We start from the raw sequence: 414 nt of genomic DNA, 5'->3' as shown, positions 1-414 counted from the left end.
GAAAAATTAATTGGTGGAGCCTAGCGGGATCGAACCGCTGACCTCCTGCGTGCAAAGCAGGCGCTCTCCCATCTGAGCTAAGGCCCCGTTAGAGAAATCGGGAAGACAGGATTCGAACCTGCGACCCCTTGGTCCCAAACCAAGTGCTCTACCAAGCTGAGCTACTTCCCGCAATATTAAAATGGCGCGCCCGAGAGGAGTCGAACCCCTAACCTCTTGATCCGTAGTCAAACGCTCTATCCAATTGAGCTACGGGCGCAAAGATGGTGCCGAGGGCCGGATTCGAACCGGCACGGTAGTAAACTACCGCAGGATTTTAAGTCCTGTGCGTCTGCCAATTCCGCCACCCCGGCAATATAGTGGAGCGGAAGACGGGATTCGAACCCGCGACCCCCACCTTGGCAAGGTGGTGTT

Annotated in this window: 4 tRNA genes; all 4 read right to left on the bottom strand. The window is 55.8% G+C overall.

The window, feature by feature from the left end:
- Positions 1–11: 11 nt before the first annotated feature.
- The 4 genes from A194_RS0116575 to A194_RS0116560 all read right to left on the bottom strand — a co-directional run bounded on the left by A194_RS0116575 (position 12) and on the right by A194_RS0116560 (position 353).
- Positions 12–87 (bottom strand) — tRNA-Ala (locus A194_RS0116575).
- A 10-nt stretch (positions 88–97) separates the two neighbouring features.
- Positions 98–171, bottom strand: a tRNA-Pro gene (locus A194_RS0116570).
- Positions 172–182: 11 nt separating this feature from the next.
- A tRNA-Arg gene (locus tag A194_RS0116565) sits at positions 183–259 on the bottom strand.
- Positions 260–264: 5 nt separating this feature from the next.
- A tRNA-Leu gene (locus A194_RS0116560) sits at positions 265–353 on the bottom strand.
- Positions 354–414: the final 61 nt, after the last annotated feature.

This window comes from Alkalibacillus haloalkaliphilus C5, assembly GCF_000269905.1.
GTDB classification, from domain to species: domain Bacteria; phylum Bacillota; class Bacilli; order Bacillales; family Alkalibacillaceae; genus Alkalibacillus; species Alkalibacillus haloalkaliphilus_A.
This window is presented reverse-complemented; position numbering and strand designations above follow the sequence as displayed.